Annotated in this window: 28 protein-coding genes; 18 read left to right on the forward strand and 10 right to left on the reverse strand. The window is 67.2% G+C overall.

Translation table 11 applies throughout. The annotated features are described in order from the left end of the window. Positions 1-53: 53 nt before the first annotated feature. The 6 genes from RM531_RS10395 to hisI form a co-directional block, all read right to left on the reverse strand. The gene (locus tag RM531_RS10395; RefSeq protein WP_311659114.1) at positions 54-350 is read right to left on the reverse strand and encodes a hypothetical protein; all 297 of its coding nucleotides are present in this window, start codon (positions 348-350) and stop codon (positions 54-56) included. Between the two features lie 113 nt (positions 351-463). Continuing rightward, complete coding sequence (gene tatC, locus RM531_RS10400) at positions 464-1,234, reverse strand: twin-arginine translocase subunit TatC (protein WP_311659116.1); 771 nt, start codon at positions 1,232-1,234, stop codon at positions 464-466. Next, entirely contained in the window at positions 1,231-1,629 is a 399-nt protein-coding gene (gene tatB, locus RM531_RS10405; RefSeq protein ID WP_311659118.1) for a Sec-independent protein translocase protein TatB, read from the reverse strand. The genes tatC and tatB overlap by 4 nt, the downstream gene beginning before the upstream one ends. A 50-nt stretch (positions 1,630-1,679) precedes the next feature. Continuing rightward, complete coding sequence (gene tatA, locus RM531_RS10410) at positions 1,680-1,970, reverse strand: Sec-independent protein translocase subunit TatA (RefSeq protein ID WP_311659121.1); 291 nt, start codon at positions 1,968-1,970, stop codon at positions 1,680-1,682. Between the two features lie 14 nt (positions 1,971-1,984). Beyond that, positions 1,985-2,317, reverse strand: a complete 333-nt coding sequence (locus tag RM531_RS10415; RefSeq protein WP_311659123.1) for a phosphoribosyl-ATP diphosphatase — start codon at positions 2,315-2,317, stop codon at positions 1,985-1,987. Continuing rightward, on the reverse strand, positions 2,310-2,702 hold the full coding sequence (gene hisI, locus RM531_RS10420) for a phosphoribosyl-AMP cyclohydrolase (RefSeq protein ID WP_311659125.1): 393 nt from the start codon (positions 2,700-2,702) through the stop codon (positions 2,310-2,312). The genes RM531_RS10415 and hisI overlap by 8 nt, the downstream gene beginning before the upstream one ends. Positions 2,703-2,838: 136 nt before the next feature. Here hisI and trkA point away from each other — a divergent pair, with 136 nt between their 5' ends. Genes trkA through RM531_RS10455 form a run of 7 tightly spaced genes read left to right on the forward strand, consistent with a single transcriptional unit; the run spans position 2,839 to position 9,331 of the window. Continuing rightward, the gene (trkA, locus tag RM531_RS10425; RefSeq protein ID WP_311659127.1) at positions 2,839-4,212 is read left to right on the forward strand and encodes a Trk system potassium transporter TrkA; all 1,374 of its coding nucleotides are present in this window, start codon (positions 2,839-2,841) and stop codon (positions 4,210-4,212) included. A gap of 21 nt (positions 4,213-4,233) precedes the next feature. Beyond that, entirely contained in the window at positions 4,234-5,691 is a 1,458-nt protein-coding gene (locus RM531_RS10430; RefSeq protein WP_311659129.1) for a TrkH family potassium uptake protein, read from the forward strand. 43 nt (positions 5,692-5,734) lie between these two features. Then, complete coding sequence (locus RM531_RS10435) at positions 5,735-6,055, forward strand: tetratricopeptide repeat protein (RefSeq protein ID WP_349255431.1); 321 nt, start codon at positions 5,735-5,737, stop codon at positions 6,053-6,055. Beyond that, positions 6,055-6,996, forward strand: coding sequence for a homoserine kinase (locus RM531_RS10440; protein WP_311659133.1), 942 nt, complete (start codon positions 6,055-6,057; stop codon positions 6,994-6,996). The genes RM531_RS10435 and RM531_RS10440 overlap by 1 nt, the downstream gene beginning before the upstream one ends. Continuing rightward, positions 6,996-7,526 (forward strand): TRAP transporter small permease subunit, encoded by a 531-nt coding sequence (locus RM531_RS10445; RefSeq protein WP_311659135.1) that lies wholly within the window; start codon positions 6,996-6,998, stop codon positions 7,524-7,526. The genes RM531_RS10440 and RM531_RS10445 overlap by 1 nt, the downstream gene beginning before the upstream one ends. Positions 7,527-7,537: 11 nt before the next feature. Next, entirely contained in the window at positions 7,538-8,887 is a 1,350-nt protein-coding gene (locus RM531_RS10450; RefSeq protein ID WP_349255434.1) for a TRAP transporter large permease, read from the forward strand. Between the two features lie 12 nt (positions 8,888-8,899). Further along, on the forward strand, positions 8,900-9,331 hold the full coding sequence (locus tag RM531_RS10455; protein ID WP_311659139.1) for a GNAT family N-acetyltransferase: 432 nt from the start codon (positions 8,900-8,902) through the stop codon (positions 9,329-9,331). A 50-nt stretch (positions 9,332-9,381) separates the two neighbouring features. Here the strand turns inward: RM531_RS10455 and RM531_RS10460 are convergent, their stop codons facing one another. Beyond that, positions 9,382-10,464 carry a TRAP transporter substrate-binding protein gene (locus tag RM531_RS10460; RefSeq protein WP_311659141.1) on the reverse strand — a complete coding sequence of 361 codons (1,083 nt, stop codon included), beginning with the start codon at positions 10,462-10,464 and terminating at the stop codon, positions 9,382-9,384. A 338-nt stretch (positions 10,465-10,802) separates the two neighbouring features. Between RM531_RS10460 and dtd the strand changes: the two genes are divergently transcribed. The 5 genes from dtd to hisF all read left to right on the forward strand — a co-directional run bounded on the left by dtd (position 10,803) and on the right by hisF (position 14,173). Then, positions 10,803-11,240 carry a D-aminoacyl-tRNA deacylase gene (dtd, locus tag RM531_RS10465; protein WP_311659143.1) on the forward strand — a complete coding sequence of 146 codons (438 nt, stop codon included), beginning with the start codon at positions 10,803-10,805 and terminating at the stop codon, positions 11,238-11,240. 88 nt (positions 11,241-11,328) lie between these two features. Then, positions 11,329-11,922, forward strand: coding sequence for an imidazoleglycerol-phosphate dehydratase HisB (hisB, locus tag RM531_RS10470; protein ID WP_311659145.1), 594 nt, complete (start codon positions 11,329-11,331; stop codon positions 11,920-11,922). Positions 11,923-11,957: 35 nt separating this feature from the next. Further along, complete coding sequence (gene hisH / locus RM531_RS10475; protein WP_311659147.1) at positions 11,958-12,602, forward strand: imidazole glycerol phosphate synthase subunit HisH; 645 nt, start codon at positions 11,958-11,960, stop codon at positions 12,600-12,602. A gap of 45 nt (positions 12,603-12,647) precedes the next feature. Then, positions 12,648-13,391, forward strand: a complete 744-nt coding sequence (gene hisA / locus RM531_RS10480; RefSeq protein WP_311659149.1) for a 1-(5-phosphoribosyl)-5-[(5-phosphoribosylamino)methylideneamino]imidazole-4-carboxamide isomerase — start codon at positions 12,648-12,650, stop codon at positions 13,389-13,391. Then, positions 13,388-14,173 (forward strand): imidazole glycerol phosphate synthase subunit HisF, encoded by a 786-nt coding sequence (gene hisF, locus RM531_RS10485; RefSeq protein WP_311659151.1) that lies wholly within the window; start codon positions 13,388-13,390, stop codon positions 14,171-14,173. Before hisA ends, hisF begins: the two co-directional genes overlap by 4 nt. On the opposite strand, the gene rsmB is transcribed toward hisF, so the two are convergent. The 3 genes from rsmB to def are packed head-to-tail and all read right to left on the reverse strand — an operon-like array spanning position 14,164 to position 16,931. Then, positions 14,164-15,471 (reverse strand): 16S rRNA (cytosine(967)-C(5))-methyltransferase RsmB, encoded by a 1,308-nt coding sequence (gene rsmB / locus RM531_RS10490; RefSeq protein ID WP_311659153.1) that lies wholly within the window; start codon positions 15,469-15,471, stop codon positions 14,164-14,166. The genes hisF and rsmB overlap by 10 nt on opposite strands. Continuing rightward, positions 15,464-16,399 (reverse strand): methionyl-tRNA formyltransferase, encoded by a 936-nt coding sequence (gene fmt / locus RM531_RS10495; RefSeq protein ID WP_349255432.1) that lies wholly within the window; start codon positions 16,397-16,399, stop codon positions 15,464-15,466. The genes rsmB and fmt overlap by 8 nt, the downstream gene beginning before the upstream one ends. A 28-nt stretch (positions 16,400-16,427) precedes the next feature. After that, positions 16,428-16,931: a peptide deformylase gene (def, locus tag RM531_RS10500; RefSeq protein ID WP_311659157.1), complete on the reverse strand. Its 504-nt coding sequence runs from the start codon at positions 16,929-16,931 to the stop codon at positions 16,428-16,430. Positions 16,932-17,096: 165 nt separating this feature from the next. Here def and RM531_RS10505 point away from each other — a divergent pair, with 165 nt between their 5' ends. The 6 genes from RM531_RS10505 (at position 17,097) to hemF (ending at position 23,877) form a co-directional block, all read left to right on the forward strand. Beyond that, on the forward strand, positions 17,097-18,218 hold the full coding sequence (locus RM531_RS10505) for a LysM peptidoglycan-binding domain-containing protein (RefSeq protein ID WP_311659159.1): 1,122 nt from the start codon (positions 17,097-17,099) through the stop codon (positions 18,216-18,218). After that, the gene (dprA, locus tag RM531_RS10510) at positions 18,215-19,357 is read left to right on the forward strand and encodes a DNA-processing protein DprA (protein WP_311659160.1); all 1,143 of its coding nucleotides are present in this window, start codon (positions 18,215-18,217) and stop codon (positions 19,355-19,357) included. The genes RM531_RS10505 and dprA overlap by 4 nt, the downstream gene beginning before the upstream one ends. A gap of 25 nt (positions 19,358-19,382) precedes the next feature. Next, positions 19,383-19,862: a Smg family protein gene (locus tag RM531_RS10515; protein WP_311652562.1), complete on the forward strand. Its 480-nt coding sequence runs from the start codon at positions 19,383-19,385 to the stop codon at positions 19,860-19,862. A 107-nt stretch (positions 19,863-19,969) separates the two neighbouring features. Then, positions 19,970-22,291: a DNA topoisomerase I gene (locus tag RM531_RS10520; protein WP_311659161.1), complete on the forward strand. Its 2,322-nt coding sequence runs from the start codon at positions 19,970-19,972 to the stop codon at positions 22,289-22,291. Positions 22,292-22,381: 90 nt separating this feature from the next. Then, positions 22,382-22,969 carry an L-threonylcarbamoyladenylate synthase gene (locus tag RM531_RS10525; RefSeq protein WP_311659163.1) on the forward strand — a complete coding sequence of 196 codons (588 nt, stop codon included), beginning with the start codon at positions 22,382-22,384 and terminating at the stop codon, positions 22,967-22,969. Further along, positions 22,966-23,877 (forward strand): oxygen-dependent coproporphyrinogen oxidase, encoded by a 912-nt coding sequence (gene hemF, locus RM531_RS10530; RefSeq protein WP_311659165.1) that lies wholly within the window; start codon positions 22,966-22,968, stop codon positions 23,875-23,877. The genes RM531_RS10525 and hemF overlap by 4 nt, the downstream gene beginning before the upstream one ends. Positions 23,878-23,879: the final 2 nt, after the last annotated feature.

Below are 23,879 nucleotides of genomic sequence, written 5' to 3' on the forward strand. Positions count from 1 at the left end.
AGCGCCGGGCGGACAAGCCACCCGGCGCGCGTTTACGTTCCATCGAACTGGATCTAAAGACCCAGCAGACCGTTCAGCAGTCCACCGCGCTGGGGCGTGCTGGTGCGGGCCTGGCCGGTGACCTGCGCCCCGGTATCCACACGGCCCTGCGGCGCCGCCCGACGATCGTCACGGCGGGTGTCCAGTTCCTGATTGACGCGGGCGCCGGCTTCGGCATCCAGCTGTACCAGGTTGCCCAGGCCGAGTCCGAGGCCCACACCGGCGCCAGCGCCGGTACGCGAGTTCAGATCAGCCATCGCCTGGCCGCTCATGAGGCCCAGGCCAAGCATCGTCACGGTAATGAGTCGCATATCGCATCTCCTTGAGGAAGGGGTTGATCAAACGTTGCCGGTATCAACCGGACGCGTTCACCCTGCCCCGAGGCGCCTGAACCAATCCTGAACCCAGGATCGTAGCCGGCGGCTTACTCGTCGCGCTTCTGCTCCGCCTTCTGGGCCTCGACTTCGCGGATTCCGGGCACGAACAGGCGAGCACCCCAGATGCCGGCTTCGTAGAGGATGAAGATCGGCACCGCCAGCAGCGTCTGGGAAATCATGTCCGGCGGGGTCAGCAGCATCGCGATGGCGAACGCCCCCACCAGGACATAGGGCCGATAGCTGGCCAGGTCCGCCGGTGTGGTAAAGCCCGCCCAGACCAGCAGGAACAGGGCCACGGGCACCTCGAAGGCGATGCCGAAGGCCATGAACATGCCGAGTACGAAGTCCAGATAGCGGCTGATATCGGTCATTACCGCCACCCCTTCCGGGGCCACGCTGACGAAGAAACCGAATACCACCGGGAACACGATGTAGTAAGCGAATGCCATGCCCAGATAGAACAGGCTGGTGCTGGTCGCCAGCAGCGGCACCACCAGGCGCCGCTCGTTCATGTACAGCCCCGGGGCCACGAATGCCCAGATCTGATAGAGAATCCACGGCAGCGAAATGACCACCGCCAGGAGAATGGACAGCTTGAACGGCGCCAGGAACGGGGCAGCCACCTCGGTGGCGATCAGGCTGGAACCGATCGGCATGTGCGCCAGCAACGGCCCGGACAGCCAGGTGAACAGTTCCGACGAGAACACCGCCAGCGGGATGAACACCACCACCACCATGATCACCGCGCGCAACAGCCGGTCGCGCAATTCCAGCAGGTGGGAGAAAAGTGTCTGTTCCTTGTCCGGCCCCACGCTCATGAATCGCCGTCCCGGGTCTGCGACTCCAGGCGCCGGCCTGTCGGCTTGTCTGCCGATTCGTCGGTGACGGTCTCATCCGGGGTGGGCGATGCCGGCTCGGATGTCGTGCCGCCGGAGTCCTCGTCACCGCGCACCTCGGATTCGAGCTGCCGCCGGCCCTGGTCGAACTCGCTGCGGGTCTGGTCGATTTCGGACCGGGTCTGCTCGAAGGTGCGCCGCAGATCCTTGGTGTTGACCTCGCGCTCCAGCTCGGTGCTGAGCGTGCGCATGTAAGATCGCGCGCGGCCGGTCCAGCGGCCGAGCGTTCTGGCGACGGTGGGGAGCCGCTCGGGCCCGAGCACAATCAGGCCGATCACGCCGAGCACGACCAACTCCCAGAAACCCATGTCGAACATTCGATCAGGCCTGCAGGTAGGGTGTCACCGGCAACGCGCCGGTGGCCGGATCAGGATTTCTTGGCCTGATCCTGGCGTTTGTCCGCCTCTTCGGTCGGGTCCGTATTGGCCCGGGTCTCGCCAAGCTGGTCGATGACCTGGGGGTCTTCATCACGCTTGCGGGCGTCCTGGTCGTCCTCGTCACCGTCCTTCTCGCCGCCATCCTTCATGGCAGAACGAAAGCCCTTGATCGCCGAGCCCAGATCGCCGCCCATGTTGCGCAGCCGTTTGGTGCCGAAGACCATCACCACGATCGCCAGCACGATGAGCAGCTGCCAGATGCTGATACCGCCAATACCCATAATTTCCTACCTCGTTAACCCTGTCGTTGGCGTGCGGCCTTCTCGGCCAGCCCGGACATGCCGAAGCGTCTGCCCAGTTCGGCCAGCACGTCGTCGGCGGACAACCGCCGGTGTGTCAGCAGGACCATGGTGTGAAACCACAGGTCCGCAATCTCGTGAATCAGGTGGGCGTCGTCGCTGTCCCCGGCCGCCTCGATGACCTCGCCGGATTCTTCCTCGATCTTAGCAAGAATCGCCGCCACACCACCGGACAAGAGACGGGCGGTGTAGGACTCGGATGGATCGGCCTCGCAACGCTCGGCCAGCACCCGGTCCAGAGTGGCAAGCACATGATCGGTATCAGCCATAAATGTCTTCCGGATCGCGGATGACCGGGTCGGCATCCTGCCAGGCGCCGTCCGTCAACTGTCGATAAAAGCAACTCTCGCGTCCGGTATGGCACGCGATGCCGCCCACCTGTTCGACACGCAGCAGCAGCGTGTCGCCGTCGCAGTCCAGTCGGACATCGACGATGCGCTGCCGGTGACCGGAGGATTCGCCTTTCCGCCACAGTTTGCCGCGCGAGCGTGACCAGAACGTGGCAAACCCGGTGCGCAGGCTCTCGGCGAGCGAGTCGCGGTTCATCCACGCCATCATCAGCACGCGCCCGCCCGTCGCGTCCTGCACCACCGCCGGTGCCAGGCCATTCCCGTTCCAGACGACGTCATCAAGCCACTCGGTCGTCCCGTTCATCGATTGTCGTTTCCTGCTATACGCATGCCGTCGGCCATCAGACTCGCCGGCTCGCATTCTACGCCGTTCGCGCCCCGTTTGGCGCCGGCCCGACGCCCTTGCAAGCGGGCCGGTGCAGGTCTACTGTTCGGCGGCTATGAAGATCATCATTCTGGGGGCCGGCCAGGTGGGCGCCACGCTGGCCGAGAATCTGGCCGACGAGGCCAACGACGTGACCATCGTCGATACCCAGGCGAATCTCCTGGCCGAGCTGCAGGACCGGCTCGACATCCGGGCGGTTCAGGGATTCGCCGCGCATCCGGAAGTGCTGCAGGCCGCCGGGGCCGAAGACGCGGACATGATCATCGCGGTCACCGAATCCGACGAGATCAACATGGTGGCCTGCCAGATCGCGTACACCCTGTTCCACACCCCGACCAAGATCGCCCGCATCCGCGCGTCCGAATATCTCAAAGAAAAGCGTCTGTTCCAGCAGGACGCGCTGCCGGTGGACATGCACATCAGTCCGGAACAGCTGGTATGCGACTACATCAGCCGCCTAATCCAGTACCCCGGCGCGCTGCAGGTAGTGGACTTCGCCGGGGGCCGGGTCCGGGCGGTGGGCGTGAAAGCGTATTACGGCGGACCCCTGGTGGGGCAGGAACTGCGCACCATCCGCGAACACATCCCCGGGGTGGATACCCGGGTGGCGGCCATCTACCGGCGGGGCAAACCCATCATTCCGGAAGGCGACACGGTCATCGAAGCCGATGACGAGGTGTTCTTCGTCGCCGCCAAGAAGCACATCAAGAAAGTCATCAGCGAACTGCGCAAGCTCGACCGTCCGGTCAAGCGAGTGGTGCTGGCCGGCGGCGGCAACATCGGCCTGCGCCTGGCCCGGGCGCTGGAGGATCACTGTCAGGTCAAGCTGATCGAGCGCAACCGCGAACGCGCACGGGCCCTGTCCGAGCAGTTGACCAAGGCCATCGTGCTGGTCGGCGACGCCGCCAACGAAGCCCTGCTGCTGGAGGAGAACATCGAAAGCGTGGATGTGTTCTGCGCGGTCACGGACGATGACGAAGCCAACATCCTGTCCTCGATGCTGGCCAAGCGCCTGGGCGCCCGCAAGGCGATGAGCCTGATCAACCGGCTGGCCTACGTTGATCTGGTGGAAGGCGGGGCCATCGACATCGCGATTTCGCCGCAGCAATCGACGGTGTCAGCGCTGCTGTCGCACGTGCGCCGGGGCGACGTGGTGCAGGTTCACAGCCTGCGGCGGGGCGCCGCCGAAGCAATCGAGGCGGTCGCCCACGGCGACCCGAGCAATTCGCGCGTGGTAGGCCGGCGCATCGACGAGATCCGCCTGCCCACCGGCACCACCATCGGGGCCATCGCCCGCGGTGAGGAAGTGATCATCGCCCACCATGACACCGTGATCGAATCCGGCGATCACGTGATCATGTTCATCGTGGAAAAGAAGAACACCGCGGCGCTGGAGCGACTGTTCCAGGTCGGCGTGTCATTCATCTGAGTTCATGAGTCGCCGCCGGCCATGAATCATTCACTGGCGGTCGCCCAGCGGCTGGTGGGCATCCTGCTGATGCTGTTTTCCACCACCATGCTGATCCCGGCAGCAGTGTCCCTGCTGTATCGCGATGGTGAGGCGGATACGTTCTTCATCAGCTTCTGCGTGACGCTGGCGGCGGGTATCGTGAGCTGGCTGCCGGTGCGCGCGGTGCGCCGCGAACTCAAGCTGCGTGACGGCTTCCTGGTGGTGGTGCTTTTCTGGATGGTGTTGTCGCTGTTCGGTGCCATCCCGCTGCATCTTTCCAACGCGCCCGCACTCTCGATCACCGATGCGGTGTACGAGTCGGTTTCCGGTCTGACCACGACCGGTGCGACCGTCATCGTCGGCCTCGACCGGCTACCCCAGGGCATCCTGCTCTGGCGCCAGCTGCTGCAGTGGCTGGGCGGCATGGGGGTGATCGTGCTGGCAGTCGCGGTACTGCCCATGCTCGGTGTGGGCGGCATGCAGCTCTACCGGGCGGAGACGCCCGGTCCGATCAAGGACTCCAAGCTCACGCCGCGCATCCGCGAAACTGCGCGCGCGCTATGGATGATCTACGTGGGTCTTACCGTACTGTGCGCGCTGTGTTTCTGGCTGGCCGGCATGACGGCATTCGACGCGATCGGTCATGCATTCTCGACCCTGTCCACGGCCGGATTCTCGACGCATGACGCCTCGATGGGCTACTTCGACAGCGCGCTGATCGAGGGCATTGCCGTCGTGTTCATGTTTATTGGTGCGGTCAATTTCGCGCTGCACTTCCTGGCCTGGCGAAGCGCCAGCGTCATGGCGTATCTGCGCGACCCGGAATTCCGGGGCTGGGCCCTGCTCGCAGCCGGCGTGACCATTGCCTGCACGTTGGCACTCATGGCCGCCGGCACCTATAGCGAACCGGGCATCGCCCTGATCAAATCGGCCTTCCAGGTGGTTTCGATCGGCACCACCACCGGCTATACCACCGCCGATTTCACCCTGTGGCCCAGCTTCATTCCCATGATGCTGATCCTGGGCAGCATCGTGGGGGGCTGCGGTGGATCCACCACCAGCGGCATCAAGGTTGCCCGCTTCATGCTCTTGATCAAGCAAGGCGTCAGGGAACTCAACCGACAAGTGCACCCGAGCGCGGAGATGCCCGTGAAGCTTGGCGGGCGGGTAATTCCCGATCCCGTGATCCAGGCCGTATGGGGCTACTTCAGCATCTACATGGGCGTGTACGCCGTGGTGTTCATGATCCTGATGGCGATCGGCCTGGACGAAATCACCGCTTTCTCGGCCGTGGCCGCCTGCCTCAATAACCTGGGCCCGGGATTGGGTGAGGTGTCCTCGAACATGGCCGGCGTGCCCGACATCGGCAAATGGGTTCTCAGCCTGGCCATGCTCATGGGCCGACTGGAAATCCTGACCCTGCTGGTGATTCTCACACCGGCGTTCTGGCGACGTTAGCACCACGCCGGCACGGACCCGCCTACGTTACAATCCCGGCCCCATGGGCATGCGGGCGAAACTCGAGGCGATGCTGGACGGCGGGCAGGACACCGCCCTGCTGCGCTTTTCCCTCGGCGAACTGTGCGTGAAGGACGGTGATGCCCCGGCCGCAATACCGCACCTGCAGCAGGCCGTTGCGCAAGACCCGCAGTACTCCGCTGCCTGGAAGTTTCTCGGCCGCGCGCTGGCTGATGCCGGCCGCGACGAAGAGGCGGGTCAGGCATTCGACCAGGGCATTGCCGTCGCCGAGGCGCGGGGTGACCATCAGGCCGCCAAGGAGATGCGCGTATTCGCCCGGCGGCTGGCGCGCGGCAACGCCTGATGTCGGTTTATACCCGCCTGACCGCCGAGGACATCGACCGACTGCTCGGCGACTACGCCATTGGCGAGCTCGAGTATTTCCAGGGCATCTCCGAGGGCATCACCAACACCAACTACTTCGTTGATACCACGCTCGGGCGCTGGGTGCTGACGCTGTTCGAGGCGCTGGAGCCGGCCGAGCTGCCCTACTATCTCAATCTGATGGATCATCTGGCGGGGCTGGGCGTGCCCGGCGCCCACCCGGTGGCCCGGCGCGACGGCGGTTTTCTGTCGCACCTGGCGGGACGACCGGCGGCGCTGGTGTATCGGCTCCGGGGCCGCAGCCTGGTGACGCCCGACCCCGCGCATTGCGCGGCGCTGGGCGCCACCGTGGCGGAACTTCACCGGGCCGGGGAATCCTTCCCCGATCGCCAGGCCAACAGCCGCGGGCTGGCCTGGATCGCGGCCACGCGGGACGAACTGGCGGATCATCTGGCCGCGGGCGATAAAACTCTCCTGGACGACGAGATCGCATCCCAGCAGGCCTTCGACTACACCCCCCTGCCTCGGGGCGTGATCCACGCCGACCTGTTCCGCGATAACGTACTGTTCGAGGACCGCCACGTGTCCGGGCTGATCGATTTCTACTACGCCTGCCACGACCACTGGCTGTTCGACCTGGCGGTGATCTGCAACGACTGGTGCCACCAGCCGGACGGCCGGCATCTGCCGGATCACTGGCGGGCCATTGTCGATGCCTACCGGCGGCGGCGCCCGTTCACCCCCGCCGAGGTCGAGGCCTGGCCGATGATGCTGCGGGCGGCGGCGCTGCGCTTCTGGGTGTCACGCCTGGCGGACTGGCACTTCCCCCAGTCGGGCCACGACACCCACCAGAAGGACCCGCAACCGTTCGCGGACCTGCTGATTGCCCACCGAAACGCCCCGCCCCGCCTGCTGAACTGATGCGCCGCCTTACCCGGCTGGTGGCCGGCATCGACGCGGTGAACAATGCCATCGGCCGCGGCGTGGCCTGGCTGACGCTGGTCATGGTGCTGGCCGATGCCCTCGTGGTGGGGCTGCGCTACGGCTTCGGCATCGGCTGGACCGGCCTGCAGGAAAGCGTCACCTACATGCACGCCGCGGTGTTCCTGCTGGCGGCGGCCTATGCCCTGAATCGCGACGACCATGTCCGGGTGGACATCTTCCAGCGGCAGTGGTCGCCGCGTCGGCGGGCGCTGGTCGACCTGCTGGGCAGCCTTTGCCTGCTGCTGCCGGTGGCTGTGGTCCTGGCGGCGCTCAGCGTCGATTATGTCACCGACGCCTGGCAGCGGCTGGAAACCTCGGCCCAGCCGGGCGGCCTGCCCTTCGTGTACCTGCTCAAGACGCTGATCCTGGTGGTGGCCGCACAACTGGCTTCCGCCGCCCTGGCCCGGGCCGGGCACTGCTGGCTGATCTTGCGCGGGGCGTCAACGGAGGTCGGGCCGTGGCATTGATCGCCGGGTTGATGTTCTTGGTGGTCTGCCTGGTGCTGCTGGCCGGGTATCCGGTGGCCTTCACCCTCGCCGGCATCGCCCTGCTGTTCGGGCTGGGCGGGGCGGCGGCCGGTGCGTTCCCGGCCGGGGAACTGCTGGCGCTGCCGAGCCGCGTGTTCGGCATCATGACCAACGAAACCCTCATTGCCGTGCCGCTGTTCGTGTTCATGGGGGTGATGCTGGAGCGCTCGCAGATCGCCCGGGAACTGCTCGAGGCCACCGCCGCCCTGTTCGGCCGCCGCCGCGGCGGGCTCGGCATCACCGTGGTGCTGGTCGGGGCGCTGCTGGCGGCGTCAACAGGCATCGTCGGGGCGACCGTCGTCACCATGGGACTGCTCGCCCTGCCCACCATGCTGCGCCGTGGCTATGATCCCGGCCTGTCCGCCGGCACCATCTGCGCGGCTGGCACCCTGGGTCAGGTGATCCCGCCCTCGATCATGCTGGTGCTGCTGGGTGATGTCATCGCCTCGGCCTATCAGCAAGCCCAGGCCTCTATGGGCGTGTTCAGCATGCAGACGGTGTCCGTGGGCGACCTGTTCGTGGGCGCGCTGATCCCCGGCCTGCTGACCGTGGCCGCCTATCTACTGTACCTGCTGTTCGTGGCCTGGCGCTGGCCGGCCGCCATGCCGGCGGTACCCGACGACGAACGCGGCGCAACCACCGGCCTGGTGCTGGTCAGCCGGCTGCTGCCGCCGCTGGTCCTGATCATGGCGGTACTGGGCTCGATCATGATCGGTGCGGCCACGCCCACCGAGGCCGCCGCCATCGGGGCGCTGGGCGCCATACTGCTGGCCGCGGCACGCGGGCGGCTCGGACGGCGCGAACTCACGGCCGTGACCGACCAGACCGCCCGCCTGACCAGCATGGTGTTCATGATCCTGATCGGCGCGTCGCTGTTCTCGCTGGTGTTCTCGGCCTATGGCGGGGACCGCGCGGTGCACGATCTGCTGGGCAACCTGCCCGGCGGGGCGCTGGGGGCCATGCTGGTGGTGATGGCGGCCATGTTCCTGCTCGGCTTCATTCTCGATTTCATCGAGATCACCTTCGTGGTGGTGCCGATCGTGGCGCCCGCACTGCTGGCCATGGGTCTCGATCCGATCTGGCTCGGGGTGATGATGGCGATCAATCTGCAGACCTCGTTTCTCACCCCGCCCTTCGGCTTTGCGCTGTTCTACTTGCGCGGCGTGGCGCCGGCGTCGCTGGAAACCGGGGCCATCTACCGCGGCGTGGTGCCGTTCATCCTGATCCAGCTGGGCATGCTGGGGCTGCTGGCGGCCTGGCCCGGTCTGGTGACCTGGCTGCCGGGCCTGGTCTATCGATAGCCGGGGAAGCGGATGCACCTGGCGTTTCAGCCGTATCGGGCCGGCGACAAGGCCTATCTCTGGGCGATCTATGTCGAGGCAATGAAACCCCACATCTCGACGATGTGGGGCTGGGACATTGCATGGCAGGAAAACGACTTCGCGAAGAGCCTGGCGGCGTACGAGACTTGGGTGCTGGCGGATGGTGAACGCCGGATCGGCTATCTCCAGGTCAGGGACAATCGCGACAGCATTTTCATCGCCATGATCATTATCGAGCCGGGTTTCCGCTCGCGCGGCTATGGCCCGGCCATACTCGACAAGCTGCAAGGCGACCGGCCCGGCAAGCCGCTAACCCTGCGCTGCTTCCGAGTGAATACGGCCGCCTACCGGTTCTACATCCGGTGCGGGTTCCGCGTGGTCAGGACGGACGAATACTTCATCGTCATGCACCGACCCGCCTGACGATGGCGAGCCGCCACGCCACGGCCAGCTTCACTCGTCGGCGATAGCCCCTACGGTCGCAGTTCCAGGATGGCGGCCTCGCCCAGCGCGGTCCAGTCCCGCGCGCGGGCGGCAAAATCCCGGTAGGCGTCGTGCACGCGACCGGCGAAGGCATCCCCGGCCACCAGGTCTTCCAGCACGCCGGGGGTTGCCTCGCGCAAGGCCGACAAGATGTCATCGGGAAACCGGTGCAGGGTCACGCCATGCTCGTCGACCAGCGAGCGCAACGCCCGCTGATTGTTCGCCCGCATTTCCGCCTGCATGCGGCGGCCGGCGGCCATGCAGGCAGCACTGACCACGGCCTGCAGCCGTTCCGGCAGGGCGGCCCAGGCCGGCTTGTTGACGATAGCTTCGAGATTGCCGCAGGGCTCGTGCCAGCCGGGGTAATAGTAGTGGCGGGCGATCTTGTGAAAACCGAAGGCCAGATCATTGTAGGGACCGACCCATTCCGCGGCGTCAATCACCCCCTGCTGCAGCGAGGTGAACAGCTCGCTGCCGGGGATGTTCACGGTGGTCACGTCAAGCGCTTGCAGCACCTCGCCGCCCAGCCCCGGCATACGCACCTTCAGTTGCCGCAGCGCCTCCAGATCGGCCACCGGCTCGCGGAACCAGCCGCCCATCTGCGTGCCGGTATCGCCGGCCTCGAACGGCACCAGGTCGAACTCGGCGTACAGCTCCCGCCACAGCTCCATCCCGCCCCCGACATGCAGCCAGGCCTGCATTTCCGAGGCGGTCATGCCGAAGGGCACCGCGGTGAAGAACGGCGTGGCCGGGGACTTGCCCTTCCAGTAGTAGGCTGCCCCATGGCCCATCTGTGCGGCACCGCGCGACACCGCATCGAATACCTCCAGCGCCGGCACCCGCTCGCCGGCGCCATACACCCGCACCGTGAGTTCTCCGTCGGACATCCGGGTGATCAGGTCCGCCAGATGCTGGGCAGCGGTGCCCAGGCCGGGAAAATTCTTCGGCCAGGTGGTCACCATGTTCCAGGTGATGGATTCGCGGGCCGGCGCGGAACCGGTATCGTTCGCGCGCCCGCAGGCGCTGACAAGCCCGCCGGCGCCCAGCGCCAGCATCAGATCACGGCGTTTCATCATCCCCTCCGGTGTCGATCGATAACGCGTCGGAGTGTACCCAACCGCTCGGCGGTGACGGACACGAAAAGGCCCGACACCGCAGGGGGGCGCGGCGCCGGGCCAAGGGGTAGCCGTGCTAGGCTAACGGAGGCGAGACAGCAGGCGAGTCCCGTAGCCTGTCATCCGGTCCTGATCCATCCGTGGATGCCTCCCGCGCCGACCTCATTCCGTCCGTGGAGTCCAGTGGCATCGGCGCCAAGTAAGCGTGGCAGGGCCGATGCAATCCGCCTATCGGACGATTCAGCGATGATCTGTGAGCATTCTCCGACACCCAACACCACCAGCGACCGGCGGCCATGATCGGTCTGCTGCAGCGGGTAACCTGGGCCGGCGTCGATATCGACGGGGAAACCGTGGCCCGCGTCGATGCCGGGCTGCTGGTGCTGGTGGGGGTCAGACCCGACGACAACCCGGCCACCGCCCGGCGCCTGGCCGAGCGCCTGCTGACCTACCGGGTGTTCCCTGACGCCGACGGCCGCATGAGCCTGGCGCTGGCCGATACCGGCGGCGGACTGCTGCTGGTGCCCCAGTTCACCCTCGCGGCGCGCACCGACAAGGGCACCCGTGCCAGCTTCACCAGTGCGGCGCCGCCGGATCAGGCCCGGTCGCTGTTCGAGACGCTGGTAACCGCCGCCCGGGAACGCCATGCCGACGTCCAGACAGGCCGTTTCGGTGCCGACATGGCGGTATCCCTGACCAACGACGGGCCGGTGACCTTCTGGCTGGAAACCTGAAGACACTCGCTGCCGAGAGTTTCACCCCGCCGCGCCACGGCGTATCATGGCCGAAACCGCGGTGTGCCCCGCCCCCAAGACAGTAGCCATGACCACGCGAACCGCCGACATTCGCCGGGAAACCCGGGAAACGCGCATCCGCCTGACCCTGGACCTGGACGGCACCGGCAAGGCCCGGCTGGATACGGGGATTCCCTTTCTCGACCACATGCTGGAGCAGATCGCCCGCCACGGGCTGGTGGATCTGACCATCGAGGCCAGCGGCGATCTGGAAGTCGATGACCACCACACGGTCGAGGACGTCGGCATCTGCCTGGGTCAGGCGCTGTCGCAAGCGCTGGGCGACAAGGCCGGCATTGTCCGCTACGGGCACGCCTACGTCCCGCTCGACGAGGCTCTGTCCCGCGTGGTGATCGACCTGTCCGGCCGGCCCGGCCTGCAGTATGCGGTGGATTACCCCCGCGACCGCATCGGTCGTTTCGACGTCGACCTGGTGCGCGAATTCTTCCAGGGGCTGGTCAACCACGCGCGCATGACGCTGCACATCGACGGCCTGCGCGGCTTCAACGCCCATCACGTGGCCGAAACCGTGTTCAAGGCCTTCGGCCGGGCGCTGCGGGTGGCGGTCGAGCGCGATGCCCGGGCGGGGGACGCCATGCCATCGACCAAGGGCTCTCTCTAGAGCCACCACGTTCACGCGATCAGGGGCGACTGACGATGGCCACGGTGGGCATCATTGATTACGGCATGGGCAATCTGCATTCGATTGCCAAGGCGCTGCAGTATGTGGCCGGCGACGAACAGATCGAGGTTCACTACGACCCGGACGTGCTGGCCAAGGCCGACCGCCTGGTGCTGCCGGGTGTGGGCGCGATCGGCCACTGCATGGCGGAACTGCACCGGCTGGAACTCGACGCCATGGTACGCGAGCAGCTCGGTACCAAGCCGCTGCTGGGCGTGTGCCTGGGCATCGAAGTGCTGATGACCTACTCCGCGGAAAGCGGCGGCGTCCAGGGCCTGGGCGCCTTCCCCGGCGAGGCGGTGCGTTTTCCCGACCCGGACCACCAACCGGACGGCGTACGGCGCAAGATTCCGCACATGGGCTGGAATCAGGTACGTCAGGAACGCAGCCATCCTCTATGGAAGGATATCGCCCCCAACAGCTGGTTCTACTTCGTGCACAGCTACTACGTGGCGCCCGAGGACGAGCGCCACGTGGCCGGCACCACGGAGTACGGCCACCGCTTCGCTTCGGTGATACTGCGCGACCAGGTATTCGCGGTGCAGTTCCACCCGGAGAAGAGTCAGTCCGCCGGTCTGCAACTGCTGGCCAATTTCCTGGAATGGGACGGCGCTGCCTGATCACGGTCGGGCGCTGAACGACACAACAACGATTCGGAGGAGATCGTGCTGCTTATTCCCGCCATCGACATCAAGGACGGCAAGTGCGTGCGCCTGCGCCAGGGACGCATGGACGATGTCACGGTGTTCGACGAAGACCCCGCCGCCGTGGCAGAACGCTGGCTGGCCGCCGGCGCCGACCGCATCCACGTGGTGGACCTGGACGGCGCCACCGCCGGCAGGCCCGTCAACAAGGCCGCGGTCGAACGAATCATCCAGGCCTGCGGGGAGGTGCCGGTGCAGGTCGGCGGCGGCATTCGCAACGAGGAAGCCATCGACACCTACCTCGAACTGGGCGTGGAGTACGTGATCCTGGGCACGCGGGCGATCAAGGAACCGCACTTCGTGTCCGACGTGGGGGTGGAATTCGCCGGCCACGTAATCGTCGGCCTAGATGCCCGCGACGGCAAAGTGGCCACCGATGGCTGGTCCAAGCTGTCGAACCATGACGTGCTCGACCTGGCCCAGCAGTTCGAACGCGACGGCGTGGTGGCCATCATCCATACCGACATCGCCCGCGACGGGATGATGGAAGGCCTGAACATCGCGGCCACCCGGGAGCTGGCAAGCGCCATCACCATTCCGGTGCTGGCCTCCGGCGGCGTCACCTCGCTAGCCGACATCGAGGCCCTGTGCGATGCCGAAGAGGACGGCGTGGCCGGCGCCGTGATCGGCCGCGCACTCTACGAGGGCGGGCTGGATCTGGCCGCCGCGCGGAAGCTGGTCGAGGAACGCCAACAGGCATCATGAGTCTTTCCAAGCGCATAATTCCCTGCCTGGACATCGACAAGGGCCGCGTGGTCAAGGGCGTCAAGTTTCTCGAGATCCGCGACGCCGGGGATCCGGTAGAAATCGCCCGCCGCTACGACCAGCAGGGTGCCGACGAGCTGGTGTTTCTGGACATCACCGCCTCCCACGAGGCTCGCGATACCCTGATCGACGTGGTGGAACGCGTGGCCGGGGCGGTATTCATTCCCCTGACCGTGGGCGGCGGCGTCAAGACCCTGCCGGACGTGCGTCGCCTGCTGCAGGCCGGCGCCGACAAGGTCTCCATCAACACCGCCGCCATCGCCAGGCCCGAGTTCGTCACCGAGGCCGCCGACCGGTTCGGTCAGCAATGCATCGTGGTGGCCATCGACGCCAAGCGCGTCAGCAAGAAAAAGGAAGAACCCCGCTGGGAGGTATTCACCCACGGCGGCCGCAAATCCACCGGCCTGGACGCGGTGGAGTGGGCGCAGCGCATGGTGGCCAACGGCGCGGGGGAACTGCTGGTGACCAGCATGGATGCCGACGGCACCAAGACCGGTTTCGACCTCAAGCTGACCCGCGCCATTTCCGAATCCGTGGATGTGCCGGTGATCGCGTCGGGCGGGGTCGGCTCGCTGGAACATCTGCATGATGGCCTGGAAGTGGGCCGCGCGGATGCCGTGCTGGCCGCCAGCATCTTCCATTTCGGCGAATACACGATCCAGCAGGCCAAGGGCTATCTGGCCGAGCGTGGCGTATGCGTCAGGGACGCGATCTACCGCTGACGCTCGATCACGGCGTAGAAAAACCCGTCCATGCCGGCCTCGCCCGGCGCAATGCGTCGTCCCGCCCCGGCGGGTTCACCCCAGTCTTCGGTCATGGGCACCGGCCGGGCCGCCGGGGTGTCCTTGTAGAACCCTGCCACCACTTCACCCCCTTCGATGGCCAGCACCGAGCAGGTGGCATAGACCAGCCTTCCGCCGGGCGCCAGCAGCGGCCAGAGCGCATCCAGCAGCGCCCGCTGACGCACCGCCAGCGCGGCCGAGTCGGTCTCGCGCCGTAGCCACTTGATGTCCGGATGCCGCCGGATCACGCCGGTGCCGGTACAGGGGGCATCGATCAGGATGCGGTCGAAGGGGCGGCCGTCCCACCAGTCATCGGCCAGAGTTGCATCGGCGACCTGCAACGTCGCGCCCTCCCGCAAACCGAGCCGGTCCAGGGTTTCGGCAACCCGCTCGAGCCGGTTCGGATCACTGTCCAGGGCCACCAGTTCGCAATCGAACAACTCCCGGCAATGAGCCGCCTTGCCCCCGGGGGCACTACAGGCATCCAGCACCCGCATGCCCGGCTCGATCGCCAGCAGCCGCGCAGCCAACTGGGCCGCCGCATCCTGAACCGACACATCACCGTCGCCGAAACCCGGCAGTGACGCCACCCCGACCGGCGTATCCAGCATCAGGGCTTCCGCCGCATATGGATGCGCGTGCGCCACCATGCCCGCGGCATGCAGCCGGTCCCGATACGCATCGCGCGTCGTCCGCCGGGCATTGACACGCAGTGTCATCGGCGCCGGCTGATTATTGGCCGTCAGCAGCGCCGGCCAGTCGGCCGGCCAGTCCTGGCGCAGACGTGCGACCAGCCAGTCGGGATGGGACTGCTGCACGCCGGGGTCGTCGGACAGGGCCGCGATCCGATCCCGTGATTCCCGCTGAAAGCGCCTCAGCACGGCATTGACCAGCCCCCGATGCTGAGGTTTCTTCAGCGGGCCGGTGGCCGCCACCGTGGCATGTACCGCGGCATGGGGCGGGATCCGCATGGCGATAAGCTGGTGGAAGCCGACCAGAATCAGCGCAAGAACCGGACGCGGGGGCGGCCGGCGAAGCAATCCGTCAGCAATCGTCGCCAGGCGGCGATAATCCCGAACCACGCCGTAGGCCAGCGCCGCGGCCAGGCTCTGATCGGCCGCGGCCAGGCCCGCCTGGGCGGCCGGCAACGCCGCGTCCAGGCTCTGCCCCTGCAGTACCCCGGCCACCGCCCGGGCGGCGGCGGCACGGGTCGCCGCACCGTCATCGGCGTCACTCAAAACGCTTGCCGATCAGGGGACGGCCGCGGGCGATCTCCGCCGCCGGCAGCCGGCGCCGGCCGGGCCATTGCAGCTCGGTGATGCGCAGCTGCCCGTTGCCGGTGGCCACATCGATGCCGGCGGCGTCGGCCGCCACCACGGTACCGGCATCGGTCTCGGCGGCGCCGCCAATGGCTTCGGCCTGCCAGATGCGTACGCGCTCGCCATCCAGGCCGCCGTGGGCCACCGGCCAGGGGTTGAAGGCCCGCACCGCCCGCGACAGCGACACCGCCGACTGGCCCCAGTCCAGCGCGGCCTCGGCCTTGTCCAGCCGCCGCGCATGGGTGGCTGCGGCCTCATCCTGGACCCGTCCGGCAACCTCGCCATCGGCCAGCGCATCGATCATCGCCGGCAGCATACGGGCACCCAGGTCGGCCAGCCGGTCATGCAGGTCGCCGGCGGTTTCGCGTGGGCCGATCGCGGTGGATTCCTGGGCAAGAATGTCGCCGGTATCCAGCCCGCGGGCCATGCGCATGAGCGTGATGCCGGTGATCGAATCCCCGGCCAGGATGGCCCGGGCAATCGGCGCGGCCCCGCGCCAGCGCGGCAGCAGCGACGCATGCACATTGATGCAACCCAGCGCGGGCAGCGACAGCATCCAGCCGGGCAGGAGCAGACCGTAGGCGGCCACTACCGCCAGATCCGGCCGCAGGGCGCGGATGTCGGCCTCGCCATGCCGACCGCGCAGGGTTTCCGGTTGCAGTATCGGCAGGCCCAGTTCCAGCGCCCGCTGCTTGATCGGCGAGGCCTGCAGGCGCCGGCCACGGCCGGCCGGCCGGTCGGGCTGGGTCATCACACCCACCAGTTCGTGACCGATGTCGGCGACCGCGTTCAGGCTCGGCAGCGCGAACTCGGGGGTGCCCGCGAACAGGATTCTCACGCGGACCATCCGGACGGGAGACCGATCCGCATCCGGATCACGCCTCCCGCTTTCGGGTCTTTTCCAGCTTGCGCCGGATGCGTTGCTGCTTGAGCCGCGAAAGCAGGTCGATGTAGAGCCCGCCGTCGAGGTGACCGATCTCGTGCTGCACGCACTGCGCCAGCAGGTCCTCGGCCTCCATTTCGTAGGGCTCGCCGTCGCGGTCCAGCGCCCGGAACCGCACCCAGCGATGGCGGGTGACCTTGTCGTAGTGCTCCGGTACCGACAGGCAGCCCTCGTCCACCGTCACCGGTTCCTCGGCACTCAGGATTTCCGGATTGATCATCACGATGGGCATGTTCCTGTCCTCGGAGCAGTCCATCACCGCCACCCGCCGGGCCACCCCCACCTGGGTCGCCGCCAGACCCACGCCGGGGGCGTCGTACATGGTCTCGAACATGTCCTCTATGAAGCTCTGCAGATCGCGGTCGATATCCTCGATGGGTTCGGCGACTTCGCGCAGGCGCGGATCCGGGTGATGCAATATGGTCAGTAGGGCCATCGGTGGTCTGCTGCTGTGAGACGGGAAACTGCTAAAGTAAAAACGCTGCCGGGCCGGGGCGAATGCCGGGCAGCATCCGCCAGGATGGGCATGGGGAGACGCGTGCAATCAAACCGCAAGTATAACCGTTCGTTACGCCGGCTTTGGGCAGCCTGCGGCCTGGCCATGGCAATCCTGGGTGCCGCCGGCTGTGCCAGCAGCCCCTCGTCACCCGACGAATCGCGCCCCGATCAGCCGGCAACCGACCAGACCCGGCCGCTGCCCGACAAGCAGCCACCGGACGCCCGGGCCCGCGATCCGCGCCCGGCGCCGCGCCTGTCCGCCGAGGTCGACGAGAACGAGCCGCTGCGCTACGTGGTCAAGCGCGGGGACACGCTCTGGGACATCGCCGACTATTTCCTTGCCGATCCCTGGTACTGGCCGGAACTCTGGTACGCCAATCCGGACATTGCCAATCCGCACCTGATCTATCCCGGCGACATTCTGGAACTGGTGTGGGTGGACGGTCGCCCGCAACTGCGGCGCGCGGAACCGCGAACCGGCGAGCGCCTGTCCCCGGAGATACGCGAACAGCCCATCGATGCCGCCATCCCCACCATTCCGCTGGACGCCATCCGGCAATTCCTCAATGGTCCGCAACTGGTCACGGAAGAGGAGCTGGACGAGGCCCCCTACGTCATTCATTTCCTGGACGAACATCTGATCGGCGGCACCGGCGACGAGCTGTACGTTCGCAGGGCCGAGGCCGCAGACGGGGATGACTACGCCCTGGTCCGGCCGGGTCAGCGCTACATCGACCCGGACAACGGTGACCTGATGGGCTACGAGGCGATTCCGGTGGGCCGCGTCACCATGAGCGCCTTCGCCGACGTGTCCACCGGCGAGCTGCGGCGCAGCTACCGCGAATCACTGGTCGGCGACCGGCTGCTACCGCTGACCGACGAAAAACTGCTGGCATCGGACTTCTACCCCCGGGCACCCGAGCACGAAGTGGATGGTCGCCTGGTTGCGGTATTCGACGGGGTGTCCGAGATCGGCCAGTACCAGATCGTGGTGCTCAACCGCGGCGAAGTGGACGGCATCGAACGCGGCCACGTGCTCGACATCCTGCAGACCGGGCGGCAGACACGCGATCCGCTCACCGGCGAGCGGCTGACGCTGCCCGACCTCAAGGCCGGCACGCTGATGGTGTTCGATGTCGAGCAGGAGCTGTCGTTCGCGCTGATCATGCGGGCCACCCGCGCCGTGCACGTGCGCGACAGCGTGCGCAATCCCTCGGATTCGTGACTCGGGCGGCGGCGCTTTCCGACTGGCTCACACTCGCCCGCTGCCCCGGTCTGGGCCCGCGGGTGGCCCAACGCCTGCTCACCGAACACGGTGGCGACCCCGGCGCCGTGCTGTCAGCCTCCCGGACTGTCTGGCGGGATGCCGGCCTCAGCGCAGCGGGCTGTGACTGGCTGGCCCGGCCGGACGAAAAGGCCCTGGCCGAGGACCGGGCCTGGCTCGACGCCAACGACGACCGCCACTTCATCCACTGGCAAGACACCCGCTACCCGCCGAGCCTGGCGGATATCGACGATTCCCCGCCCTGGCTGTTCGCCATCGGCGATACCGACCTGCTCGCGGTACCGGGCCTGGCCATCGTGGGTAGCCGCAATCCCACGCCGGGCGGCCGGGAGAACGCCACCGGCTTTGCCCGGGAACTGGCGGCTGGCGGGCTGTCGATCATCAGCGGCCTGGCCAGCGGTATCGACACCGCCGCCCACCAGGGCGCCCTCGCCGCGCAGGGCATGACCATCGCGGTATGCGGCACCGGGCTGGACCGCGTCTACCCGGCCCGCAACCGGGATCTGGCGCGGCAGATCGGCAGCCAGGGCCTGCTGCTATCCGAATTTCACCTGGGCACCGAAGCCCGCCCCGGCCATTTTCCCCGTCGCAACCGCCTGATTGCCGGCCTGACCCTCGGGACCCTGGTGGTGGAGGCCGCCCGCGCCAGCGGTTCGCTCATTACCGCCCGGCTGGCATCGGAATCCGGCCGTGAGGTATTCGCCATTCCCGGGTCGATCCACAATCCGCTGGCGCGGGGCTGCCACCAGCTGATCCGGGACGGCGCCACCCTGGTGGAATCGGCCGGCGACATCCTGGCCGAGATCGGCCACCGCCTGCCGGCCGATGCCCCCGTCGGCGACCGGCCGACACCCGAAACCGCGACCGCCACCCCGGCCGATCCGGACCAGAAACACCTGCTGGACGCCATGGGGGATGGCCCGGCCCGCGTCGATGAACTGGTGGCCCGCACCGCGTTGACCCCCGAGGCCGTATCCTCCATGCTGCTCATCATGGAGCTGCAAGGCTTGGTCGCGACCGCTCCCGGCGGCGCATTCACCCGAACGCGCGAATCCTTCCGATTCGATCAGCCCGAATAAGTCACGAGGGCGATAGCCTAGGCGCATGAACGAAAACATCCTCGACGTCCTGCTCTACCTGTTCGAGAACTACCCGAACAACGAACTGCAGGACGACATTGCCCTCCGTGACGATCTCGACGAAGCCGGTTTCCTGCCCGAGGAAGTGGACGACGCCTTCGCGTGGCTGCGCGGTACGGATGCCGGTCGTCAACACCTGCTGGGCGTCCCGGGCGACCACGCCATCCGGCTGTATGCCGATATCGAACTGGAACGCCTGAGCGCCGATTGCCAGGGCTATCTGCTGCGGCTCCAGCACCACGGCATTCTCTCCGGCGCCATCCGCGAAGTGGTAATCGACCGCCTCATGGCGCTGGCCGACGAGGATGGCCCCGACAACGGGGTGATCGAACTGGAACAGCTCAAGTGGGTGGTGATGATGGTGCTGTCCAGCCAGGCCGACGACGCCGCCTATGCCCGCATGGAAGCCATGCTGCACGCCGAGGACGCGGTTCCGGCCCACTAGCCGCCCGCGCCGGCGGGCGCCCGGTTTGTCTCGCGTCGCCGCAAACGCCTGTGCTAGTGTTCGCGCGCTTCGACCGCTGATCGCCATTTCCACACTCATGGACATTGATGGGCCGTAATCTCGTCATCGTCGAATCGCCGGCCAAGGCCCGGACGATCGAGAAATACCTGGGCAAGGACTTCGAGGTCCTGGCCTCGTACGGCCACGTGCGCGATCTGGTGCCCAAGGAAGGGGCGGTCGATACCGAACACGACTTCGCCATGCGTTACGACGTCATCGATCGCAACGCCAAGCACGTGGACAAGATCGCCAAGTCGCTGGCCAAGGCCGACGCCCTCTACCTGGCCACGGACCCCGACCGCGAAGGCGAGGCCATTGCCTGGCATCTGCTCGAGCTGCTGCGCGAGCGCGACAAGATCAAGGACAAGCCGGTCAAGCGGGTGGTGTTTCACGAAATCACCTCCCGGGCGGTCAAGGAGGCAGTGGCCAATCCGCGGGAGATTTCCGCCGATCTGGTCAACGCCCAGCAGGCGCGACGGGCGCTGGACTACCTGGTGGGTTTCAACCTGTCGCCGCTGCTGTGGCGCAAGGTGCAACGCGGCCTGTCCGCCGGCCGCGTGCAAAGCCCCTCGCTACGGCTGATCTGCGAGCGCGAAGCCGCCATCGAGGCCTTCGAGCCCCGCGAGTACTGGAAGATCGAGGCCCGCGCCGACAAGGACGGCCAGGCCTTCGGGGCCCGCCTGTACGAATACGACGGTGACAAGGTCGAGCAGTTCACCGTCACCTCCGCCGACCAGGCCGAGCGCGTGGAAAAGGCGCTGCGGGATGCCGCCAACGGCGAACTTGCAGTCAGCAAGGTCGACAAGAAGCAGCGCAAGCGCAACCCGGCGCCGCCGTTCACCACCTCGACCCTGCAGCAGGATGCGTCGCGCAAGCTCGGCTTCACCGCCGTACGCACCATGCGCACCGCCCAGCAGCTCTACGAGGGCATCGACCTCGACGGCGAGGCCATCGGCCTGATTACCTATATGCGTACCGACTCGGTCAGCCTCGCCAATGACGCGGTCAGCGAGATGCGCGAGACCATCGCCAAGCGCTATGGCGACAAGGCGCTGCCGGACGCGCCGCGAACGTTCAAGACCAAGTCCAAGAACGCGCAGGAAGCCCACGAGGCGATCCGTCCCACCGCCAGCGCCCGCACGCCGGACGCGATGAAGGCCCACCTGACCACCGACCAGGCCCGACTCTACGAGCTGATCTGGCAGCGGGCGGTGGCCAGCCAGATGCAGCACGCGCTGTTCGACACCGTGGCGGCCGATCTGGCCGCCGGGCAGCATCTGTTCCGGGCCACCGGTCAGACGCTGCGCGATCCCGGGTTTCTCGCCGTCTACCAGGAAGGCAAGGACGAGGTCGACGACAGCGACGACGACAAGCGGCTGCCGGCCCTCACCGAAGGCGAAACCCTGGCCCTGGCCGATATCCTCACCAGCCAGCATTTCACGGAGCCACCGCCGCGCTACACCGAGGCCTCGCTGGTGAAGACGCTGGAGGAATACGACATCGGGCGGCCGTCGACCTATGCCTCGATCATTTCCACCCTGCTCGATCGCGAGTACGTGGAAATGGACGGCAAGGCCTTCCTGCCCACCTCGCTGGGCAAGATCGTCAACAAGTTCCTGACCGATCACTTCACCCGCTACGTGGACTACGACTTCACCGCGGCGCTGGAGGACGATCTCGACGCCATCTCCCGCGGCGAGCGGGAATGGAAACCGCTGCTGGCGGATTTCTGGAAACGCTTTTCCGAGCAGATCGAGTCCAAGCAGGACCTGTCCCGCGAGGAGGTCGCCCAGGCCCGCGAGCTGGGCACCGACCCGGAATCCGGCAAGCCGGTGATCGTGCGGCTGGGCAAGTACGGACCGTTCGTGCAGATCGGCAGCAAGGACGACGAGGAAAAGCCGAAGTTCGCCGGCCTGCGCCCCGGCCAGGACATGGACAAGATCACCCTCGACGAAGCCATGGTGCTGTTCACCCTGCCGCGCGATCTGGGCGAAACCCCGGAAGGCGAGGAGATGCAGGTCAATGTCGGCCGGTTCGGCCCCTACGTGCGCTACGGCAGCAAGTTCGCCTCGCTCAAGGAGGACGACCCCTACACCATCGGCCGCGACCGCGCGCTGGAAGTGGTGGCCGAAAAGAAGGAAGCCGACGCCAAGAAGCTGATCCGCGAGTTCGACGGCAGCAAGACGCGCATCCTGCACGGGCCGTACGGGCCGTACATCACCAACGGCAAGAAGAACGCCCGCGTGCCCAAGGAAACCGAGGACCCGGCCAAGCTGACCCTCGACGAGTGCGAAGCACTCCTCGCCGCGGCGCCCGAACGCAAGGCCCGCAAGCGCGGCGGCCGGCGCAAGGCGGCTGCCCGCAAGTAGCCCCGGGGCCGCAACCACCGTGAACCCGCCCGTCACCGATATCAGGATTGCGCCGGGTCCCGGTGTCGCTCAGGCCGGCCGGGAATGAGGATGCCCGACAACGCCGCGGCTGATGATTACGCCGGGTCACCCTGGCGGCTGGGCCACGCGGTCCGGATACTGGCCGCGGGCGGGCTGGTGAGCCACCCCACCGAAGGCGTCTGGGGGCTGGCCTGCGATCCGCTGGATCCGGCGGCGGTTCTGCATCTTCTGGCTGCCAAGCGGCGGGCACCCGACAAGGGACTGATCCTGATCGCGCACACCGCCGACGCCCTGACCCCGTTCCTAGACGGCGAGCCGCCCGCGATGGCCCGGGAAAGCTGGCCCGGCCCGGTTACCTGGCTGCTGCCCGCGTCCCCCAGCGTGCCCGACTGGCTCACCGGCGGTCGAACCACCCTGGCGGTACGCGTCACCGACCACCCGCTGGCGGCCGCCCTGTGCCGTGCCTGGGGCGGCCCGCTGGTGTCCACCAGCGCCAACCGTGCCGGTCACCCGGCCGCGCTGCACGGCTGGCAGGTACGGGCCGCCCTCCGCGATTACGTGGACCTTTTTCTGGCCGGCGACCTGCAGCAGCCGGGACGGCCCAGCCGCATCCGCGACGGCGCCGGCCACACCATCCGCGGGTCCGGTAACGCATGACGGCCGCCGTCGATGCCGACGCCGTGGTGGCTTATCTCCAGGGCCTGCAGGACGACATCTGCCAGACCCTGGGCAGGTTCGAGACCGAGGCGACATTCCATCGCGACGTGTGGACGCGCGAGGCCGGCGGCGGGGGCGACACCCGCATCCTGGCCGACGGCGAGGTACTGGAACGCGCCGGCGTGGGCTTTTCCCGTATCACCGGCGATTCGCTGCCGGCGGCCGCGTCGGCCCGCCGGCCGGAACTGGCCGGCCGGCGCTTCCTGGCCACTGGCGTGTCGGTGGTGGCACATCCGCGCAATCCCTACGCCCCCACCGCTCATGCCAACATACGCTTTTTCATCGCCGAACACGATGACGCGCCGCCCGTCTGGTGGTTCGGTGGCGGCTTCGATCTGACGCCCTATTACGGTTTCACCGAAGACGCGCGCCACTGGCACGCAACCGCTCGCGACCTGTGCGCGCCATTCGGCGACGATGTCTATCCCCGTTTCAAGCAGTGGTGCGACGAATACTTCTACCTGCCCCATCGCGACGAGCCCCGCGGCATCGGCGGCCTGTTCTTCGATGACCTGGACGACTGGGGCTTTGCCCGCTGCTTCGACTTCCTGCAGGCCGTGGGCCACGGCTTTCTCGACGCCTACGCCCCCATCCTCGAGCGTCGTCGGCACCAGCCCTGGGGCGAACGCGAACGGGATTTCCAGCTCTACCGCCGCGGCCGCTATGTGGAGTTCAACCTGGTCTACGACCGGGGCACGCTGTTCGGGCTGCAGTCGAAGGGGCGCACCGAGTCGATCCTGATGTCGATGCCGCCGCTGGCCGGGTGGCGCTATGATTGGCAGCCGTCACCCGGCAGCGAGGAAGCCCGCCTCTACGAGCACTTCCTGCAACCTCGCGACTGGGTCTGACA

Origin of the sequence: Spectribacter acetivorans, assembly GCF_031846305.1 — a bacterium.
GTDB lineage: Bacteria > Pseudomonadota > Gammaproteobacteria > Nevskiales > Salinisphaeraceae > Spectribacter > Spectribacter acetivorans.

Excerpts from the sequence above, each read along its gene's own strand:
- RM531_RS10395 (WP_311659114.1), bottom strand. The coding sequence starts at position 350 with ATGCGACTCATTACCGTGACGATGCTTGGCCTGGGCCTCATGAGCGGC.
- tatC (WP_311659116.1), bottom strand. The coding sequence starts at position 1,234 with ATGAGCGTGGGGCCGGACAAGGAACAGACACTTTTCTCCCACCTGCTG.
- tatB (WP_311659118.1), bottom strand. The coding sequence starts at position 1,629 with ATGTTCGACATGGGTTTCTGGGAGTTGGTCGTGCTCGGCGTGATCGGC.
- tatA (WP_311659121.1), bottom strand. The coding sequence starts at position 1,970 with ATGGGTATTGGCGGTATCAGCATCTGGCAGCTGCTCATCGTGCTGGCG.
- RM531_RS10415 (WP_311659123.1), bottom strand. The coding sequence starts at position 2,317 with ATGGCTGATACCGATCATGTGCTTGCCACTCTGGACCGGGTGCTGGCC.
- hisI (WP_311659125.1), bottom strand. The coding sequence starts at position 2,702 with ATGAACGGGACGACCGAGTGGCTTGATGACGTCGTCTGGAACGGGAAT.
- trkA (WP_311659127.1), top strand. The coding sequence starts at position 2,839 with ATGAAGATCATCATTCTGGGGGCCGGCCAGGTGGGCGCCACGCTGGCC.
- RM531_RS10430 (WP_311659129.1), top strand. The coding sequence starts at position 4,234 with ATGAATCATTCACTGGCGGTCGCCCAGCGGCTGGTGGGCATCCTGCTG.
- RM531_RS10435 (WP_349255431.1), top strand. The coding sequence starts at position 5,735 with ATGGGCATGCGGGCGAAACTCGAGGCGATGCTGGACGGCGGGCAGGAC.
- RM531_RS10440 (WP_311659133.1), top strand. The coding sequence starts at position 6,055 with ATGTCGGTTTATACCCGCCTGACCGCCGAGGACATCGACCGACTGCTC.
- RM531_RS10445 (WP_311659135.1), top strand. The coding sequence starts at position 6,996 with ATGCGCCGCCTTACCCGGCTGGTGGCCGGCATCGACGCGGTGAACAAT.
- RM531_RS10450 (WP_349255434.1), top strand. The coding sequence starts at position 7,538 with ATGTTCTTGGTGGTCTGCCTGGTGCTGCTGGCCGGGTATCCGGTGGCC.
- RM531_RS10455 (WP_311659139.1), top strand. The coding sequence starts at position 8,900 with ATGCACCTGGCGTTTCAGCCGTATCGGGCCGGCGACAAGGCCTATCTC.
- RM531_RS10460 (WP_311659141.1), bottom strand. The coding sequence starts at position 10,464 with ATGAAACGCCGTGATCTGATGCTGGCGCTGGGCGCCGGCGGGCTTGTC.
- dtd (WP_311659143.1), top strand. The coding sequence starts at position 10,803 with ATGATCGGTCTGCTGCAGCGGGTAACCTGGGCCGGCGTCGATATCGAC.
- hisB (WP_311659145.1), top strand. The coding sequence starts at position 11,329 with ATGACCACGCGAACCGCCGACATTCGCCGGGAAACCCGGGAAACGCGC.
- hisH (WP_311659147.1), top strand. The coding sequence starts at position 11,958 with ATGGCCACGGTGGGCATCATTGATTACGGCATGGGCAATCTGCATTCG.
- hisF (WP_311659151.1), top strand. The coding sequence starts at position 13,388 with ATGAGTCTTTCCAAGCGCATAATTCCCTGCCTGGACATCGACAAGGGC.
- fmt (WP_349255432.1), bottom strand. The coding sequence starts at position 16,399 with ATGGTCCGCGTGAGAATCCTGTTCGCGGGCACCCCCGAGTTCGCGCTG.
- def (WP_311659157.1), bottom strand. The coding sequence starts at position 16,931 with ATGGCCCTACTGACCATATTGCATCACCCGGATCCGCGCCTGCGCGAA.
- RM531_RS10505 (WP_311659159.1), top strand. The coding sequence starts at position 17,097 with ATGGCAATCCTGGGTGCCGCCGGCTGTGCCAGCAGCCCCTCGTCACCC.
- RM531_RS10515 (WP_311652562.1), top strand. The coding sequence starts at position 19,383 with ATGAACGAAAACATCCTCGACGTCCTGCTCTACCTGTTCGAGAACTAC.
- RM531_RS10520 (WP_311659161.1), top strand. The coding sequence starts at position 19,970 with ATGGGCCGTAATCTCGTCATCGTCGAATCGCCGGCCAAGGCCCGGACG.
- RM531_RS10525 (WP_311659163.1), top strand. The coding sequence starts at position 22,382 with ATGCCCGACAACGCCGCGGCTGATGATTACGCCGGGTCACCCTGGCGG.
- hemF (WP_311659165.1), top strand. The coding sequence starts at position 22,966 with ATGACGGCCGCCGTCGATGCCGACGCCGTGGTGGCTTATCTCCAGGGC.